Origin of the sequence: Pseudomonas sp. CJQ_9, assembly GCF_043106615.1 — a bacterium.
Classification (GTDB): domain Bacteria; phylum Pseudomonadota; class Gammaproteobacteria; order Pseudomonadales; family Pseudomonadaceae; genus Aquipseudomonas; species Aquipseudomonas juntendi.
Genome location: NZ_JBICMS010000036.1, coordinates 18,193 through 33,254 on the forward strand (window position 1 = coordinate 18,193; position 15,062 = coordinate 33,254).

Below are 15,062 nucleotides of genomic sequence, written 5' to 3' on the forward strand. Positions count from 1 at the left end.
GCCGCAGGTCAGGCATTGTAAGGTTTCTGCCGCCTGATTAGACTGCGCCGAATTCTACAGGCCTAGCCTTTTGTAAGGACGTATATGATCAAGAAATGCTTGTTCCCGGCAGCCGGCTACGGTACCCGCTTCCTGCCTGCTACCAAAGCCATGCCCAAGGAAATGCTGCCGGTGGTCAACAAGCCACTGATCCAGTATGGCGTTGAAGAGGCATTGGATGCCGGCCTGAGCGAAATCTCCATCGTGACCGGCCGCGGCAAGCGCGCCCTGGAAGACCATTTCGACATCAGCTACGAGCTGGAAAACCAGATCAAGGGCACCGACAAGGAGAAATACCTGGTCGGTATCCGCCGCCTGCTGGACGAGTGCTCGTTCTCGTACACCCGCCAGACTGAAATGAAAGGCCTGGGCCATGCCATTCTCACCGGGCGCCCGCTGATCGGCGACGAGCCCTTTGCAGTGGTGCTGGCCGACGACCTGTGCGTCAACCCCGAAGGTGACGGCGTGCTGACCCAGATGGTCAAGCTGTACAACCAGTTCCGCTGCTCGATCATCGCCATCCAGGAAGTCGACCCTCAGGAAACCAACAAGTACGGTGTCATCGCCGGTGACATGATCCGTGACGACATCTTCCGCGTTACCAACATGGTCGAGAAGCCCGCACCGGAAGATGCACCGTCGAACCTGGCGATCATTGGCCGTTACATCCTGACGCCGGATATCTTCGACATCATCAAGAACACCGAGCCAGGCAAGGGCGGCGAAATCCAGATCACCGACGCGCTGATGCAACAGGCGCAGAACGGCTGTGTGATCGCCTACAAGTTCAAGGGCAAGCGCTTCGACTGCGGCGGCGCCGAGGGCTACATCGACGCGACCAACTTCTGCTTCGAGAACTACTACAAGACTGGCAAGGCTTACTGATACAGCCGCTACTTGTAGCACCATTGCGATGACTGGGGCCGCCGCGCGGCCCTTCGCGGGCAGGTCCGCTCCTACAGATACCGCGCATGCCTTTGGCGTGCGCCATCCTGATGGGGGCGGGTCTGCCACGAAGGGCTGCAAAGCGGCCTCAGTGCGTTATGCTGGGCGCCTGCTAGGAGAGAGAACACATGGCCTACGATTTTGATCTGTTCGTGATTGGCGCCGGCTCTGGCGGGGTGCGCGCTGCGCGCTTCGCCGCTGGTTTTGGAGCAAAGGTGGCAGTGGCTGAAAGCCGTTACCTGGGCGGCACCTGTGTCAACGTCGGCTGCGTGCCGAAAAAGCTGCTGGTCTACGGTGCGCATGTGGCCGATGAACTGGAGCAGGCTGCGGGGTACGGCTGGTCCCTGGAAGAAGGGCACTTCGACTGGGGTACCCTGATTGCCAACAAGAACCGTGAGATCGAGCGCCTGAACGGCATCTACCGTAACCTGCTGGTGAACAGTGGTGTGACCTTGGTGCAGGGGCACGCGCGTCTGACCGGGGTCAATGAAGTGGAGGTGGAGGGCCAACGCTACAGCGCCAAGCACATCCTGATCGCCACCGGCGGCTGGCCGCAGGTGCCGGACATCCCAGGCAAGGAACTGGCAATCACCTCCAACGAAGCCTTCTACCTCAAGAGCCTGCCACGTCGGGTGTTGGTGGTCGGCGGTGGCTACATCGCGGTCGAGTTCGCCGGTATCTTCCAGGGCCTGGGGGCGGCTACTTCGCTGCTGTACCGTGGCGACCTGTTCCTGCGCGGTTTCGATGGTTCGGTACGTGCCCACCTCAAGGAAGAGCTGGAAAAACGCGGCCTCGACCTGCAGTTCAATGCCGATATCCAGCGCATCGACAAGCTTGAAGACGGTAGCCTGAAGGCCACGCTCAAGGATGGTCGCGAGTTGCAGGCCGACTGCGTGTTCTATGCCACCGGCCGACGCCCGATGCTGGACAACCTGGGCCTGGAAAACACCGGGGTCGAGCTGGACAAGCGTGGCTACATCCGGGTCGACGAACAATACCAGACGACCGCGCCGTCGATCCTGGCCATTGGTGACGTGATTGGCCGGGTGCAACTGACGCCGGTGGCGCTGGCCGAAGGCATGGCGGTGGCACGGCGCCTGTTCAAGCCCGAGCAGTACCGCCCGGTGGACTACCAGAACATCCCCACAGCCGTGTTCAGCCAGCCGCCAATCGGTACCGTGGGGCTGACGGAAGAACAGGCGCTGGCGGCAGGGCACAAGGTGCAGATATTCGAAAGCCGCTTCCGCGCCATGAAACTGACCCTGACCGATATCCAGGAAAAGACCCTGATGAAGCTGGTGGTTGATGCCGACACCGACAAGGTGCTGGGCTGCCACATGGTCGGCCCTGATGCCGGCGAGATCATCCAGGGCTTGGGCATTGCCCTGAAAGCCGGTGCCACCAAGCAGCAATTCGACGAAACCATCGGCGTGCACCCGACGGCGGCCGAAGAGTTCGTTACCCTGCGTACGGCTACCCGCTGATCCACGCATTGTGTTGAAGGGGCGGGGCAACCCGCTCCTACAACTGAGTCTTCTATCAAGTACCTCTGGCTATAGCCAAAACCAATCACGAGCATGACTTTTGCCAATGAGCCTTCAGCGTGATGATTAGTTAGGATTCTATCCATCAACTGATTCCAACCCCATGAAGGAGCGTCTCTCATGCCAATCATCAACAGCCAGGTCAAACCGTTCAACGCTACCGCCTACCACAAAGGCGAGTTCGTGCAGGTCAGCGAAGCAGACCTGAAAGGCAAGTGGTCCGTCGTGTTCTTCTACCCGGCCGACTTCACCTTCGTTTGCCCGACCGAGCTGGGTGACCTCGCCGACAACTACGCCGAGTTCCAGAAGCTGGGTGTGGAAATCTACGGCGTGTCCACCGACACCCACTTCACCCACAAAGCCTGGCACGACACGTCGGACACCATCGGCAAGATCCAGTACCCGCTGATCGGTGACCCAACCCACGTCATTTCGCGCAACTTCGACGTGCTGATCGAAGAAGCTGGCCTGGCCGATCGCGGTACCTTCGTGATCAACCCGGAAGGCCAGATCAAGATCGTCGAACTGAACGACGGTGGTGTAGGCCGCGATGCAGCTGAACTGCTGCGCAAAGTGAAAGCTGCCCAGTACGTTGCTGCCCACCCCGGCGAAGTTTGCCCGGCCAAGTGGAAAGAAGGCGAAGCCACCCTGGCGCCATCGCTGGACCTGGTCGGCAAGATCTAAGGCCATGCGCGCAACAACGCGGGCGGTAAGCAGCCGCCAAAGCTGAACTAGCTACCGCCCCGTCAAACGCCCGGGCGACCTCGCCTGGGCGTTTTTGTATCCGAGTACTGAAAAAGGAATCGCCCGTATGTTGGACGCCACGCTTAAATCGCAACTGAAAACCTACCTGGAGCGGGTCACCCAGCCGATCGAGATCGTTGCCTCCCTCGACGACGGTGCGAAGTCCCGTGAATTGCATGACCTGCTGGTAGAGATCGCCAGCTTGTCCACACTCATTACCCTCAGCGCGGACGGCACCGATGCGCGTCGCCCATCGTTCTCGTTGAGCCGCCCGGGTGCTGGCGCCGATGGCAAAGGCATCAGCCTGCGCTTTGCCGGCATCCCCATGGGCCACGAATTCACCTCGCTGGTGTTGGCACTGCTGCAAGTCGGCGGCCACCCTTCCAAGGCCAGTGCCGAAGTGATCGAGCAGATCCAGGCATTGGAGGGCGAGTTCACCTTCGAGACCTATTTCTCGCTGTCATGCCAGAACTGCCCGGACGTGGTCCAGGCCTTGAACCTGATGGCCGTGCTCAACCCCAACGTGCGCCACGTTGCCATCGACGGCGCGCTGTTCCAGGCTGAAGTGGAAGCGCGCAAGATCATGGCAGTACCCAGCATCTACCTGAACGGTGAGTTGTTTGGCCAGGGGCGCATGGGCTTGGAGGAAATCCTCGGCAAGATCGACACCAGCGCCGGTGCGCGCCAGGCCGAGAAAATCAACGCCAAGGACGCTTTCGATGTGCTGGTTGTGGGCGGTGGCCCGGCTGGCGCGGCGGCTGCCATCTACGCAGCGCGCAAGGGCATTCGTACCGGCGTGGCTGCCGAGCGCTTCGGTGGCCAGGTACTCGACACCCTGGCCATCGAGAACTTCATTTCGGTGCAGGAAACCGAAGGCCCAAAACTGGCCACTGCACTCGAAGAGCACGTCAAGCAGTACGACGTCGACATCATGAACCTGCAGCGCGGCGAAGCGCTGATTCCGGCCACCGACGGCGGCTTGCATGAAGTGCGGCTGGCGGGCGGCGCATCGCTCAAGGCCAAGACCGTGATCCTGGCCACCGGTGCCCGCTGGCGTGAAATGAACGTGCCGGGTGAACAGGAGTACCGCGCGCGTGGCGTGGCCTACTGCCCGCACTGCGACGGCCCATTGTTCAAAGGCAAGCGCGTGGCGGTGATTGGCGGTGGCAACTCGGGTGTTGAGGCCGCCATTGACCTGGCCGGTATCGTTGCCCAGGTGACGCTGATCGAATTCGACAGCCAACTGCGCGCCGACGCGGTGTTGCAGCGCAAACTGCACAGTTTGCCTAACGTGAAAGTGATCACCAGCGCACTGACTACCGAGGTGCTTGGCAACGGCGAGAAAGTCACTGGCCTGCGCTACAAGGATCGCGCCACGGACGAGCAGCATGAAGTCGCGCTGGAAGGCATTTTCGTGCAGATTGGCCTGTTGCCGAACACCGATTGGCTCAAAGGTACCGTCGAACTGTCACCGCGCGGCGAGATCATTGTCGATGCCAAAGGCCAGACCAGCATTCCAGGGGTGTTCGCTGCGGGGGACGTGACCACCGTGCCATATAAGCAGATCGTGATTGCGGTGGGTGAGGGGGCCAAGGCTTCGCTGGCGGCCTTCGACCACCTGATCCGGACGTCGGCGCCGGCGTAAGCCTGGGCTGGCCCTGTCTTCGAAGGCGGAGCGCTGTCTTTCTCAAATTTTGAAAAGCCTGCGCGATTCATAGTGGGAGCGGGCTTGCCCGCGAAGCAGGCGACGCGGTGTCTGGCACCGGCTGCGCCGGTGTTCGCGGGCACGCCCGCTCCCACAGGAATCGTGTGATCTTCGAGTCCTGCATTTTGGCTGTTGATCTACACCCTCTTCGGCTGAGGCAACACCAGATCCAGCCAAGGCTCGCGAGCCCTGAGCATCGCATTGAGTCGCACCGAAGGCGGAGCAACTGTCTTTCTCAAATTTTGAAAAGCCTGCGCGATTCATTGTGGGAGCGGGCTTGCCCGCGAAGCAGGCGACGCGGTGTCTGGCACCGGCTGCGCCGGTGGTCACAAGCGGCTTTAGCCGCCAAAGGGCCGGCACTCGCAGGCATCAACCCCAGGCTGTCTATGCTTACGGCATCCACCCTCAGGAAGCCGTATCATGACGCTGATCAGCCGCGAACCCTGGTGGCTAGTCCCGCCCAAGCCCGGCCAGAAGGAGCAGGACCTGCATTGGGGTTACCTGGAAATCTACGCCGACGGTCGCACCGTATTCGTCGACCAGCGCCCCAGCGACCGGGAGCTGGCCGAGCGCAAAAGCTGCCGCAACTTCCCCGACCCCGAGCCGTGACCGCCTAGCCTTCCAGGTCTGCCAGGCGCGCTTCCAGCGCTGCGATGCGGGCTTCAAGCGCTTCGATACGCTCCTGCGACACGCTGCTGCCACTGCTGCGCTGGCCGCCCTCCTGCTGACGTGCAGCAAGAATCGCCTCGATCTGCGCCGGGTCGCCCAACGCATGGGTATAACGGTCTTCGCGCTGGCCCGCCTGGCGTGGCAGGTGCAAGGCCAGGTCGCGCGAGATCAGGCGCTCCAACTGGTGCTGGATCTGCTCGGTGTCGTCGAAGTCATGCAGGCGGTTGCTGCGGGTCAGCAGTTCGTTGAGGGTCTGCGGGCCGCGCAGGAACATCAGGCCCATCAGCACCAGTTGCGCCGGTACCAGCTCCAGGGCCTTGTCCACCCGCTGCTCCCAGCGATCGGCGCGGCTGCCCATCTGCAGGCGGGTCATGCCCTGCGCTTCAAGGTTGCGCAGGGCCTGGCCGACCTGGCCTGGGGTAAGGTTCATGACGGGCTCGCGGCTGGTCTTCTGGTTGCAGGCCAGGACCAGGGCGTTGAGGGTCAGCGGGTAGCTCTCCGGGCTGGTGGCCTGCTTTTCGATCAACGCGCCGAGGACACGGATCTCGGTGCTGCTCAAGCGGCCTTCACCGGCGGTTTCGTAGTCTGACATGGCCCTGTCTCATTACTGGGGAAAGGCCACTAGGGTAGGTAATGCCGTCGTGTAAGGCAATTGCGGCTGCTGGTGAGAGCGGGTGAACCCGCTCCGGCCAGCAGCCCGAAGAAGATCAGGCGCTACGCCGCTCTTCAGCCAGGCACGCCGCGGCCGTGAACAGCACATCGGTGGAGGAGTTCAGCGCGGTTTCCGCCGAATCCTGCAGCACCCCGATGATGAAGCCCACCGCAACCACCTGCATGGCAATTTCGCTGGGGATGCCGAACAGGCTGCACGCCAGCGGAATCAGCAGCAGCGACCCCCCTGCCACGCCGGAGGCACCGCACGCACAGACGGCTGCCACCACGCTGAGCAACAACGCTGTCGGCAGGTCGACCGCAATCCCCAATGTATGCACTGCGGCCAGCGTCAGCACGGTGATGGTGATCGCCGCACCGGCCATGTTGATGGTCGCACCCAGCGGGATCGACACCGAATAGGTGTCCTCATGCAGCCCAAGGCGCTCTGACAGCGCTAGGTTGACCGGGATATTGGCCGCCGAACTACGGGTGAAGAACGCGGTGATGCCGCTTTCGCGCAGGCACAGCAAGGTCAGCGGGAACGGGTTGCGGCGGATTTTCCAGTACACGATCAGCGGGTTCATCACCAGCGCCACGAACAGCATGCTGCCGATCAGCACTGCCAGCAGGTGCAGGTAGCCGAGCAAGGCGTTCAGACCGGATTGGGCCAAGGTCCCGCTGACCAGGCCGAAGATGCCCAGCGGGGCAAAGCGGATGACTACCCGCACGATCAGGGTGACACCGTTGGACAGGTCCTCGACCACGGTGCGCGTGGTGTCGCCCGCATTGCGCAAGGCCACGCCCAGGCCCACGGCCCAGGTCAGCACGCCGATGAAGTTGGCGTTGAGCAACGCGTTGACCGGATTGTCGACCGCGCTGAGCAACAGGTTCTGCAGGACCTCGGCAATACCGCCCGGTGCGCTGAGCGTGGCTTCGCCGGTGGCGAGCACCAATGGCGAAGGGAACAGCATGCTGGCGATCACGGCCACCAATGCCGCGGCGAAGGTGCCCAGCAGGTAGAGCCACAGGATCGGGCGAATGTGGGTTTCCTGGCCATGCCGGTGATTGGCGATCGAAGCCATGACCAGAATGAACACCAGTACAGGCGCCACTGCCTTGAGGGCACTGACGAAAACCTTGCCGAGGAAGGCCAGGTCGCCGGCCGCGCTGGGGGCCAGCAGGGCCAGGGCGATACCGGCGAGCAAGCCGATGACGATCTGCGTCACCAGGCTGGTACGGTTGAGGAGGCGGAAAACAGAGGTCATGTGCAGCGTTATCTCGGATTCTGTAAAGGGCGGGACTTTAGCACAGAGCCTTGCCGGGCGGCCCGGCACGTTTCGCGGCCAGTGCCGCCCCGCAAGCGAATGCAGGCGAGGCCGTGAACCAGCCCGGTCACCAGTGGAACAGCTCTCGCCGTGCCCCCTCGGTAATCGCCACGATCCCCGGGTGCTTGACCTTGCGCTCCACCGAAATGGCATAGAACGACTCATGCACTGCCTCGGTCTGCCCGACCAGTTGCACGCCGTACTGTCGGCACACTTCCTCGGCGATCACACTGGGTGCAACGAAGATGCCGCTGCCCGACTGGCCGAAGGCCTGCATCAACGCACTGTCGTCGAACTCGCCGACAATGCGGGGCTGTACCTGCTGCTCGCCCAGCCAGCGCAGCAAACGGCTGCGCACCACGGTTTCCTGGCCGGGAATGAGCAAAGGGGCATCCTGCAAGCACGCAGGAAAGGCCCCCGGGTAGCGCTTGGCCAATGCAGGGGTGGCGAAAAAACTCAGGCCGCATTCGCCAAGCTTCTGGCTGTAGCCCTTGATATCCAAGTTGTTGGGCATGGGGCTGTCTGAAATCACCAGGTCAAGGCGCTGGATGGCCAGGTCGCCGAGCAGCCGTTCAAGCTTGTCTTCGCGGCAATTGATACGCAGCACGTCCTCCAGCTCCATGGTCGGTGCCAGCAGGCGATAGACGATCGACTTGGGAACCACATCGGCTACGCCCACGCGGAACAGGATTTGCTCCTGTGGCCCGGCGCGCAGCATGGCCTCCAGTTCGCCACCAAGCTGGAACATCTGTTCGGCATAGGTCAGCGTCTGGCGGCCGGTTTCGGTCAGCTCCAACTGCCGCCCCACACGCTGGAACAACTCCAGGCCGTAGGTGTGTTCGAACAGGCTGATCTGCCCACTGATAGTTTGCGGGGTGAGGTTCAGCTGTTCGCTGGCGCGGGCGATGCTGCCGGTCTTGGCCACTGCCCAGAAGTAGTGCAACTGGCGATAGTTGAGCACGCTGTTTTCCTGATTCGTAAAACCCGAAGTATAACCGGTGAAAATACGAATTTTCCTGATGTATTGGCTTGTCTAGACTCCTTCGCTATCAGGCGCCTCGTGCGCCGTCGAAGTCACCACAAGCGAGGAACCCATGCTGCACTTGAAATCCATCGGCACGCCGCTGGTACTGGCCCTGGCACTATTTGCCCTGGCTGGTTGCGACCAGGCCGAGAAGTCCGCCCAGCAGATGCTCGACCAAGCTGCTCAATCGGCCAAGCAGGCCATCGACGACACCAACAAGGCGGCCCAGCAGGCGCTGAGCGAAGCCATTGGCAGTGAAGGGCAGAAGCCCGTGCAAGCTGAAAAGAACGAAAAAAGCCAGGAAATCTGACCCCAACCGCCGTTGCAGGATGTGAACAATGGAATATCTGCTGGAACTCGCCGCTAGCCCTACCGCCTGGATTGCCCTGGCTACGCTGGTGGCCATGGAAATCGTACTGGGCATCGACAACCTGATCTTCATCTCGATCCTGACCAACAAGTTGCCGGTGGCGTACCGTTCCAAGGCGCGGCGCATTGGCATCAGCATGGCCCTGATCATGCGCCTGGCGTTGCTCAGCACGGTGGCCTGGATCGTCCAGCTGACCGACCCGGTGTTCGAAGTGTTCGGCAACGCGTTCTCGTGGAAAGACATGATCCTGATTGCGGGTGGCCTGTTCCTGTTGTGGAAGGCGACCAAGGAAATTCACGAAAACGTCGACCCGCACGGTGCCAAGGAAGAAGCCAAGGTGGGTTCCACGGTGACCCTGGGCTTCGCCGCGGCGATCTTCCAGATCCTGCTGCTGGATATCGTGTTCTCGGTAGACAGCATCATCACCGCCGTGGGCATGACCGAGCACCTGCCGATCATGATCATCGCCGTGATCACTGCCGTGATCGTGATGATGGTCGCTGCCGACCCGCTGGCCAATTTCATCAACGACAACCCGACCGTCGTGATGCTGGCCCTGGGCTTCCTGATCATGATCGGTATGACGTTGATTGCCGAAGGGTTCGGTGCCCATGTGCCCAAAGGCTACGTGTACGCGGCGATGGCGTTTTCCACCGCGATCGAGGTCCTCAACATTCTCGCACGCAGGGCGCGGCTCAAGCGTGAGGCGGCTGAGCATTGAGGGGGGCAGCGGGGCGCGTTGCGCCCCGTTTGGCTGCTGAATGCTTCGCGATCAGTGCACGCCCGCAGGCCGCCGTGCTCGCGGTACGTGCCGAGTTTTGGCCAGCGCCTGCGGCGGTTGTTGATTGTGCTGTGCATGACGCCGCACGATACGTAGTACACCCCATAGCATGGCGGCTGCGACGCTCAGCCACATGCCGACCAGCATGAGGATTGCCAGGGTCAGGCTCATCTGTGCCTCCATCGCTGCGGCAAACGCCAGATTGACCGGCGTTTGCGTTCCAGACACTGTTTTAGTCTAGCCTTTTGCCTGGGACGTTCCATCGAACAAAGGTCTATCTCTGAGTCCGATTCGCTCCAAGCCGCTGTCGGACTATACCCGCGCCGTCGTCGGACCTATGATCAGTGGCCAGAGCTGGGCGCTGCCTGCCCGGCGTTGGAACAAGCGAGTGTCCATGCAGCAATCTTCCTTCAAGAGCGCCCGGCGTAGGCTGCTGGCGGCTTTCATCGTGGCAGCCAGCCTGGCGGGCTGTGCCAGCGCGCCGCCCGCCAATCTAAAAGGCCTGCCGCAACGGGTCGAAATTAGCAGCGTGCCGTTCTACCGGGGCAACGCCAACCATAGCGGTGCCATGGCCCTGGCGGCAGTGTTGTCGCAACAGGGGGCGCCGATTACCCCGGGGCTGCTGGACAAGCCCTTGAACCTGCCACAGGGTGCTGATGCTTTGGACACCACCATCCCTCGCGTGGCGCGGGACTACGGCATGGTGGTGTACCGCCTGGACAAGCAACTGGATGCGCTGTTGACCCAAGTGGCGGCGGGCAACCCGGTCCTTTTGCGCTACGAAGACGGTTCGCCCTGGTGGGGCGAGCCGCGTTATGCGGTGCTGATCGGGTATGACCGCTACAAGCAGCGGGTACTGCTGCGCTCGGGCATGCACCGCCGGCACATGATGGCATTCGACGCGTTTGCTTCGGCGTGGGCCGAGCAGGGCAGTTGGGCAGTGCTGGTGCAACCGCCACGGCAATTGCCGGCTGAAGTGGATAGGCAACGCTGGTTGCAGGCGGCCGAAGAGTTGTCGCGGGCGGGGCAGGAAATCGCGGCGAAGCAGGCGGTGAACAGCCTGAACAAATGATCGTTCCCAGCATGGCGTTTCGCGGGTAGACCCGGCCCTCCACAGAGCGTGTGCGCACCGCACTGCGCCATGGAGGAGCGGGTTCAGCCGCGAGGAGGCCAGGCCTGTTTACATCAGAAGCCCAGGCGATCGCGCAGGCTGTAGTACCAAGCACCGATAGCGCTGAACGGCACGCGCAGCATCTGGCCGCCTGGGAACGGGTAGTGCGGCAGGCCGGCAAAAGCGTCGAAACGCTCGGCCTGGCCGCGCAGGGCTTCGGCCAGCACCTTGCCCGCCAGGTGGGTATAGGTCACGCCGTGGCCCGAGCACCCCTGGGAGTAATAGATGTTGTCGCCGATGCGACCTACCTGTGGCAGGCGCGACAGGGTCAGCAGGAAGTTGCCGGTCCAGGCGTAGTCGATTTTTACGTTCTTCAGTTGCGGGAAGGCCTTGAGCATCTTCGGGCGGATGATCGCTTCGATGTTGGCCGGGTCACGTGCGCCGTACACCACGCCACCGCCGAAGATCAGGCGTTTGTCGCTGGTCAGGCGGTAATAGTCGAGCAGGTAGTTGCAATCCTCGACGCAGTAGTCCTGCGGCAGCAGGGTGCGCGCCAGCTCTTCGCCCAGGGGTTCGGTGGTGATCACCTGGGTGCCGCATGGCATGGATTTGGCGGCCAGCTCGGGCACCAGGTTGCCCAGGTAGGCGTTGCCAGCGACGATGATGAACTTGGCGCGGACCTTGCCCTGTGGGGTATGCACCACGGGGTTGGCGCCGCGCTCGATGCGCACGGCCGGGGTTTGCTCATAGATAATGCCGCCCAGCGACTCGACCGCTGCAGCTTCGCCCAGCGCCAGGTTCAGCGGGTGGATGTGACCGCCGCTCATGTCGAGCATGCCGCCGACGTAGCTGTCGCACGCCACCACCTCGCGGATGCGCTTCTGGTCCATCAGCTCCAGTTGGTTGTGGCCGAAACGCTCCCAAAGGCGCTTTTGCGATTCCAGGTGGCCCATCTGCTTGCTGGTGAGCGCGGCGAAAACGCCGCCGTCCTTCAGGTCGCACTGGATGTTGTACTTGGCCACGCGCTCACGAATGATACGCCCACCTTCGAAGGCCATGTGGCCCAGCAGCTGGGCCTGTTTAGGGCCCACGGTGCGTTCGATCACGTCGATGTCGCGGCTGTAGCTGTTGACGATCTGGCCACCGTTGCGGCCCGAGGCACCGAAGCCGACCTTGGCGGCTTCGACGATGCTCACCTTGAACCCGTTCTCCAGCAGGAACAGGGCGCTGGACAGGCCGGTGTAGCCGGCGCCGATGATGCATACATCGGTTTCCACCTCACCCTGCAGCGCCGGACGTGGCGGCACCGGGTTGGCCGAGGCGGCGTAGTAGGACTGGGGGTAGGGGGTGTTAGCCATGCTGCAGGAACCTCGTGTTTTATATTTTTAACGAATGTAGCGATGCTATCAATAATAATAAACACCCGCTAGTCGTCTGTTGAAAATCCCTCACACAGTCGCAAGCGACCCTTCTCTATAAAGAGGTTTAGATTCAGTAGCTTAGCGCGAAAAAAAGTGTTGACAGGCTTTTCCAATTGCGTAGAATGCGCACCACACGACAGGCACATAGCTCAGTTGGTTAGAGCACCACCTTGACATGGTGGGGGTCGTTGGTTCGAGTCCAATTGTGCCTACCAAATCGAAGAAGGGGTGATCCGCAAGGGTCACCCCTTTTTTCATTGGTTTTTCCGGCGGTTGGCTGCAACACCGGGAAACTGCGAAAGTTTTTGATTTTTCTGAAAAAAACGCTTTACAGGTGCGCACTTGATCACTAAGATGCGCACCACACGACAGGCACATAGCTCAGTTGGTTAGAGCACCACCTTGACATGGTGGGGGTCGTTGGTTCGAGTCCAATTGTGCCTACCAAACTCCAGAAAGGGCGATCAGCAATGATCGCCCTTTTTGCATGTGCGCGTGAAGCAGCCTGTAACCTTTGGTCACGCTTCGGCCAGCGCGCAGCATGCTAGAATCCGCCCCTTCGAAACTGGAGGTACACGCGTGCGTAAACTGGCTGTGGTAATGGCAGTGCTCGCCCTGGCGGGCTGTGAGAACGAGGTCGAGGGCGTGCACAAGCAGGTGGCTGAACACTTGCACAACCCCAAGACGGCCAAGTTCGGCAACGTGCGGATCGACACCCAAGGCACCATCTGCGGCCAGGTCCGTGGCAAGGACGATGCCGGGCAGTACGAGGCCTACCGCAGCTACGTGGCGTTCAAGCGCGATGGCCAGTACGACATTATCGTGGACGAGACCGGCAACAACCTGCGTATCCGCGAACTGTGCGGCGGTGCCGACCTGCAGCGTCGTGCCGAAGCGCTGGCCGACCAGCCGGCACCCGAAGGCTGGGATGTCGAGGTGGTGCAGGGCGCCAACATGGGCGCGCTCAGCGACATGACGGCCCGCTTGATCGAAAAGGGCATCCCGTCGTCGGTGGAATACCGCAATGGCAAGCCGGTGGTGCTGATGGGGCCGTTCCCTACTCGCGAAGAGGCGCAGGCCCGCCGCGACGAAGTCATGGCCAAACTGGGCACCGACTCGGTGGTCATCCAGCACGGCGCAGCGCGCTGACCCCTGCGCGGCTAACGCTCCCCATGGCGCATGATAGGCACCTTCCGCGCAGCATTGGCTATGCTTGGGTAGGGAGAGGCTGAAATGGGGGGCGCCGGATGTCGACACTGGAGCGGGCCATAGCCGTGGCCGCCAGGGCGCATGAAGGGCAATACGACAAGGGTGGGGCGGCGTATATCCTTCACCCGCTACGCGTGATGCTGCGGGTTGCCACACCGGAACAGCGCATTGTTGCGGTGCTTCACGATGTGATCGAGGATACCCCGCTGACCCTCTCCGACCTGGCGAAGGAGGGCTTCGCGCTGAAGATTCTGGCAGCCCTGCTGGCGCTCAGCCGGCGTGAGGGTGAAGCTTATCAGGACTTTGTCGTTCGCCTGGGCGACGACCCGCTGGCGCGCACGGTCAAACTGGCTGACCTGGCCGACAATAGCGATCTTTCGCGTATCCCCTGCCCAGGCCCCGCTGATAGGGCGCGGCTCGCCCGCTATCAGGAAGCCAGCGCTTATCTGCAGGCACTCAATTGAAGGGCACTGATAATTTGCCTACCAGGGTTCAAACTGAATTTCTGAACTTTGCCAATAGCGCCATTCGTCTTGCCAAGGGTACGCGAGGTCGCACCGGCGCCAAGCATTGCAACTCACACGATTGACACAGGACGTCTTTGCGTCCTGGTTAACCGTTGGAGATTTCCTATGTTTATCCATAACAAACGACTTCAATACACGGTGCGTGTTGCACAGCCCAATCCAGGCTTGGCAAATTTGCTACTGGAGCAATTCGGCGGCGCCCAGGGCGAACTGGCCGCAGCTAGCCGCTACTTCACCCAGGCGCTGGCTGAAGAGGATCCAGGCCGCAAAGACCTGCTCATGGATATCGCGACCGAAGAATTAAGCCACCTGGAGATTGTCGGTTCCATCATCGTGATGCTCAACAAAGGTGCCAAAGGCCGGCTTGCTGAAGGCGTCGAAGAAGAAGGGGCGCTGTACAGAGCGATTAATGGCGCGGGTAATGATTCACATATCACCTGCATCCTATACGGTGCCGGCGCTCCGCTCACCAATTCGGCGGGGGTCCCATGGAGTGCCGCTTATGTGGACACCATCGGCGAACCTACTGCGGACTTCCGCTCCAATATCGCCGCTGAAGCACGGGCCAAGATTGTATACGAGCGCCTGATGAACGTGACGGATGATCCTGGTGTGAAAGAGGCGCTTGGGTTCTTGATGACTCGCGAAATCGCTCACCAGCTTTCTTTCGAGAAAGCGTTGCACGCCATTCAGCCCAACTTCCCTCAGGGCAAGCTTCCGGGAATGCCGGAGTTCACTAACACCTATTTCAACATGTCCGGCGAGCCGAACGTGAGGGGCCCCTGGAATGAAGGGGAAGAATGGGAGTATGTCGAGAATCCTTCGGCTGCCGTGGATGGTGGCGATGGCAGCGCCTCGGTGGACCTGTCCGCTTCCGACCTTGCGGCACTGGAGGCCATGAAACTGCGAACGGCGTCCGATCCCGCCAGCGACCCAGTCACAGGTGCAGACCTCGGATCGGGTCTGGTCAACGGCAAAGGCGAATAAAGGGAGT

General features: G+C 61.5%; 16 protein-coding genes and 2 tRNA genes. 13 read left to right on the forward strand and 5 right to left on the reverse strand.

The window, feature by feature from the left end:
- Positions 1 to 84 precede the first annotated feature (84 nt).
- The 5 genes from galU to ACF8SD_RS06485 all read left to right on the forward strand — a co-directional run bounded on the left by galU (position 85) and on the right by ACF8SD_RS06485 (position 5,586).
- Complete coding sequence (gene galU, locus ACF8SD_RS06465; protein WP_009683182.1) at positions 85 to 924, forward strand: UTP--glucose-1-phosphate uridylyltransferase GalU; 840 nt, start codon at positions 85 to 87, stop codon at positions 922 to 924.
- Positions 925 to 1,112: 188 nt separating this feature from the next.
- On the forward strand, positions 1,113 to 2,468 hold the full coding sequence (gene gorA, locus ACF8SD_RS06470) for a glutathione-disulfide reductase (RefSeq protein ID WP_392484110.1): 1,356 nt from the start codon (positions 1,113 to 1,115) through the stop codon (positions 2,466 to 2,468).
- 180 nt (positions 2,469 to 2,648) lie between these two features.
- Positions 2,649 to 3,212, forward strand: coding sequence for an alkyl hydroperoxide reductase subunit C (gene ahpC / locus ACF8SD_RS06475; RefSeq protein WP_004375926.1), 564 nt, complete (start codon positions 2,649 to 2,651; stop codon positions 3,210 to 3,212).
- Positions 3,213 to 3,339: 127 nt separating this feature from the next.
- The gene (gene ahpF, locus ACF8SD_RS06480; protein ID WP_173888457.1) at positions 3,340 to 4,917 is read left to right on the forward strand and encodes an alkyl hydroperoxide reductase subunit F; all 1,578 of its coding nucleotides are present in this window, start codon (positions 3,340 to 3,342) and stop codon (positions 4,915 to 4,917) included.
- A 480-nt stretch (positions 4,918 to 5,397) separates the two neighbouring features.
- Positions 5,398 to 5,586 carry a hypothetical protein gene (locus tag ACF8SD_RS06485; protein WP_041166543.1) on the forward strand — a complete coding sequence of 63 codons (189 nt, stop codon included), beginning with the start codon at positions 5,398 to 5,400 and terminating at the stop codon, positions 5,584 to 5,586.
- 4 nt (positions 5,587 to 5,590) lie between these two features.
- On the opposite strand, the gene ACF8SD_RS06490 is transcribed toward ACF8SD_RS06485, so the two are convergent.
- From ACF8SD_RS06490 to nhaR, 3 genes are all read right to left on the reverse strand, one after another.
- Positions 5,591 to 6,238: a YceH family protein gene (locus ACF8SD_RS06490; RefSeq protein ID WP_173888459.1), complete on the reverse strand. Its 648-nt coding sequence runs from the start codon at positions 6,236 to 6,238 to the stop codon at positions 5,591 to 5,593.
- Between the two features lie 115 nt (positions 6,239 to 6,353).
- On the reverse strand, positions 6,354 to 7,565 hold the full coding sequence (gene sstT / locus ACF8SD_RS06495; RefSeq protein WP_173888461.1) for a serine/threonine transporter SstT: 1,212 nt from the start codon (positions 7,563 to 7,565) through the stop codon (positions 6,354 to 6,356).
- A 127-nt stretch (positions 7,566 to 7,692) separates the two neighbouring features.
- Positions 7,693 to 8,586: a transcriptional activator NhaR gene (nhaR, locus tag ACF8SD_RS06500; protein WP_173888463.1), complete on the reverse strand. Its 894-nt coding sequence runs from the start codon at positions 8,584 to 8,586 to the stop codon at positions 7,693 to 7,695.
- Positions 8,587 to 8,719: 133 nt separating this feature from the next.
- Here nhaR and ACF8SD_RS06505 point away from each other — a divergent pair, with 133 nt between their 5' ends.
- The gene (locus ACF8SD_RS06505) at positions 8,720 to 8,959 is read left to right on the forward strand and encodes a hypothetical protein (RefSeq protein WP_054905235.1); all 240 of its coding nucleotides are present in this window, start codon (positions 8,720 to 8,722) and stop codon (positions 8,957 to 8,959) included.
- A gap of 28 nt (positions 8,960 to 8,987) precedes the next feature.
- Positions 8,988 to 9,740 (forward strand): TerC family protein, encoded by a 753-nt coding sequence (locus ACF8SD_RS06510; protein ID WP_054905234.1) that lies wholly within the window; start codon positions 8,988 to 8,990, stop codon positions 9,738 to 9,740.
- 51 nt (positions 9,741 to 9,791) lie between these two features.
- On the opposite strand, the gene ACF8SD_RS06515 is transcribed toward ACF8SD_RS06510, so the two are convergent.
- The gene (locus ACF8SD_RS06515) at positions 9,792 to 9,971 is read right to left on the reverse strand and encodes a hypothetical protein (RefSeq protein ID WP_392484111.1); all 180 of its coding nucleotides are present in this window, start codon (positions 9,969 to 9,971) and stop codon (positions 9,792 to 9,794) included.
- A gap of 166 nt (positions 9,972 to 10,137) precedes the next feature.
- Here ACF8SD_RS06515 and ACF8SD_RS06520 point away from each other — a divergent pair, with 166 nt between their 5' ends.
- Positions 10,138 to 10,872 (forward strand): peptidase C39 family protein, encoded by a 735-nt coding sequence (locus tag ACF8SD_RS06520; RefSeq protein WP_392484112.1) that lies wholly within the window; start codon positions 10,138 to 10,140, stop codon positions 10,870 to 10,872.
- Between the two features lie 113 nt (positions 10,873 to 10,985).
- On the opposite strand, the gene ACF8SD_RS06525 is transcribed toward ACF8SD_RS06520, so the two are convergent.
- Positions 10,986 to 12,269 (reverse strand): FAD-binding oxidoreductase, encoded by a 1,284-nt coding sequence (locus ACF8SD_RS06525; RefSeq protein ID WP_009682777.1) that lies wholly within the window; start codon positions 12,267 to 12,269, stop codon positions 10,986 to 10,988.
- A gap of 201 nt (positions 12,270 to 12,470) precedes the next feature.
- On the opposite strand from ACF8SD_RS06525, the gene ACF8SD_RS06530 reads away from it, so the two are divergent.
- The 5 genes from ACF8SD_RS06530 (at position 12,471) to ACF8SD_RS06550 (ending at position 15,055) form a co-directional block, all read left to right on the forward strand.
- Positions 12,471 to 12,547: transfer RNA gene (locus ACF8SD_RS06530), tRNA-Val, on the forward strand.
- A 155-nt stretch (positions 12,548 to 12,702) separates the two neighbouring features.
- Positions 12,703 to 12,779 (forward strand) — tRNA-Val (locus ACF8SD_RS06535).
- A 132-nt stretch (positions 12,780 to 12,911) separates the two neighbouring features.
- The gene (locus ACF8SD_RS06540) at positions 12,912 to 13,481 is read left to right on the forward strand and encodes an SPOR domain-containing protein (RefSeq protein ID WP_173888468.1); all 570 of its coding nucleotides are present in this window, start codon (positions 12,912 to 12,914) and stop codon (positions 13,479 to 13,481) included.
- A 98-nt stretch (positions 13,482 to 13,579) separates the two neighbouring features.
- Positions 13,580 to 14,005, forward strand: coding sequence for a GTP pyrophosphokinase (locus tag ACF8SD_RS06545; protein WP_392484113.1), 426 nt, complete (start codon positions 13,580 to 13,582; stop codon positions 14,003 to 14,005).
- Positions 14,006 to 14,173: 168 nt separating this feature from the next.
- A complete protein-coding gene (locus ACF8SD_RS06550) occupies positions 14,174 to 15,055 on the forward strand; it encodes a manganese catalase family protein (protein WP_392484114.1) in 882 nt (293 codons plus the stop codon).
- Positions 15,056 to 15,062: the final 7 nt, after the last annotated feature.

Excerpts from the sequence above, each read along its gene's own strand:
- galU (WP_009683182.1), top strand. The coding sequence starts at position 85 with ATGATCAAGAAATGCTTGTTCCCGGCAGCCGGCTACGGTACCCGCTTC.
- gorA (WP_392484110.1), top strand. The coding sequence starts at position 1,113 with ATGGCCTACGATTTTGATCTGTTCGTGATTGGCGCCGGCTCTGGCGGG.
- ahpC (WP_004375926.1), top strand. The coding sequence starts at position 2,649 with ATGCCAATCATCAACAGCCAGGTCAAACCGTTCAACGCTACCGCCTAC.
- ahpF (WP_173888457.1), top strand. The coding sequence starts at position 3,340 with ATGTTGGACGCCACGCTTAAATCGCAACTGAAAACCTACCTGGAGCGG.
- ACF8SD_RS06485 (WP_041166543.1), top strand. The coding sequence starts at position 5,398 with ATGACGCTGATCAGCCGCGAACCCTGGTGGCTAGTCCCGCCCAAGCCC.
- ACF8SD_RS06490 (WP_173888459.1), bottom strand. The coding sequence starts at position 6,238 with ATGTCAGACTACGAAACCGCCGGTGAAGGCCGCTTGAGCAGCACCGAG.
- sstT (WP_173888461.1), bottom strand. The coding sequence starts at position 7,565 with ATGACCTCTGTTTTCCGCCTCCTCAACCGTACCAGCCTGGTGACGCAG.
- ACF8SD_RS06505 (WP_054905235.1), top strand. The coding sequence starts at position 8,720 with ATGCTGCACTTGAAATCCATCGGCACGCCGCTGGTACTGGCCCTGGCA.
- ACF8SD_RS06510 (WP_054905234.1), top strand. The coding sequence starts at position 8,988 with ATGGAATATCTGCTGGAACTCGCCGCTAGCCCTACCGCCTGGATTGCC.
- ACF8SD_RS06515 (WP_392484111.1), bottom strand. The coding sequence starts at position 9,971 with ATGAGCCTGACCCTGGCAATCCTCATGCTGGTCGGCATGTGGCTGAGC.
- ACF8SD_RS06520 (WP_392484112.1), top strand. The coding sequence starts at position 10,138 with ATGATCAGTGGCCAGAGCTGGGCGCTGCCTGCCCGGCGTTGGAACAAG.
- ACF8SD_RS06525 (WP_009682777.1), bottom strand. The coding sequence starts at position 12,269 with ATGGCTAACACCCCCTACCCCCAGTCCTACTACGCCGCCTCGGCCAAC.
- ACF8SD_RS06545 (WP_392484113.1), top strand. The coding sequence starts at position 13,580 with ATGTCGACACTGGAGCGGGCCATAGCCGTGGCCGCCAGGGCGCATGAA.
- ACF8SD_RS06550 (WP_392484114.1), top strand. The coding sequence starts at position 14,174 with ATGTTTATCCATAACAAACGACTTCAATACACGGTGCGTGTTGCACAG.